Annotated in this window: 2 protein-coding genes; both read left to right on the top strand. The window is 64.5% G+C overall.

The features are described from left to right. Positions 1 to 66 precede the first annotated feature (66 nt). Positions 67 to 369 (top strand): transposase, encoded by a 303-nt coding sequence (locus ACZ6SF_RS31925; protein WP_466067296.1) that lies wholly within the window; start codon positions 67 to 69, stop codon positions 367 to 369. Between the two features lie 2 nt (positions 370 to 371). After that, positions 372 to 1,253 (top strand): IS3 family transposase, encoded by an 882-nt coding sequence (locus ACZ6SF_RS31920; protein ID WP_466067294.1) that lies wholly within the window; start codon positions 372 to 374, stop codon positions 1,251 to 1,253. The last annotated feature ends 34 nt before the right edge of the window (positions 1,254 to 1,287 follow it).

Raw genomic sequence — 1,287 nt, 5'->3', positions numbered from 1 at the left:
GTGAGGTTCCCCCGCTTCCTTGGAGGGCTCTGAGCATGGTCCGATAGGACCGGGAAGGAGCCCCGCGTGGCAGCACCGAAGAAATACCCGGACGAGTTGAAAGCCCGAGCGGTCCGGCTGTATCTGGAATCGGACCCGAAACCGACGATCCGCAAGCTCGCCCAGCAGTTGGGCGTGCATCACGAGGCCTTGCGGAACTGGATCCGCCAAGCCGACACCAGTGGCCAGCGACCGGAACCGGCGGCGACGGATCTGGCCGAGGAGAACAAGCGGCTGCGCAAACAGGTGGCCGAGCTGGAACGGGTCAACGACATCCTTCGCTCTGCGAGTGCGTATTTCGCTTCGGAGCTCGGCCAGACCCGGAGGTGATTGTGCGGTTCGTCAAGGACAGCCGGCACCCGGTCGAGCTCGTATTGCGGGTGCTCGGGATCGCGTCGTCGACCTATTACTGGTGGTGCAAACGCCTGGAACAGCCCTCGGCGCGGCAGATCGCCGACGAGGCGTTGCTGGCCGAGATCGTCGATATCCATACGAGCTCCGGCGGCACCTATGGCTCTCCGCGGGTGCATGCGATGCTGGTCCGCCGCGGCATCTCGGTCGGCCGCAAACGGGTGGAGCGGGTGATGCGTGGCGCCGGGTTGCAGGGCGCTTTCCTGCGGAAACGGTGGCGCATCGCCTCGACACGGACCGATCCGCGGGCGGCGCCGGCACCGGATCTGGTCGAACGGGTCTTCACCGCAGATCGACCGAACCGGTTGTGGGTGGCGGATGCGACCAGGATCCCGTGCGGGCAGGGTGCGTTCTGGCTGGCGGCGGTGCGGGATGCGTTTTCCAACCGGATCGTGGGCTGGAAGACCTCGGATCGTTGCGACACCGAGCTGGTGTTGGGTGCGTTGGAGTTCGCGGTCTGGAGCCGCGACATCCGCGATGGCGAGTTGATTCACCACAGCGACAGGGGCTCGACCTACACAGCGATCCGGTTCGCTAACCGGCTGGCCGACAATGGGATTGCACAATCCATGGGGTCGGTCGGGGATTCTTACGATAACGCGCTCATGGAGAACTTCTTCTCCACATTGAAGACCGAACTGGTCTATCGGCGGGCCTGGCGGACCCGTGACGAGGCCGAGAACGCCCTGTTCGCCTACATCGATGGCTGGTACAACAGCCAGCGCATCCAGAAGAAGCTGGGTTGGCGATCACCCGATGAGTTCGAGGCGAGCTACCATCACCCGGTTCCGGCCGGAACCTGATAACCCCGCCCTCCAACAATGCGGGGGAACCTCA

Source organism: Nocardia sp. NPDC049935, assembly GCF_055586645.1.
This window is presented reverse-complemented; position numbering and strand designations above follow the sequence as displayed.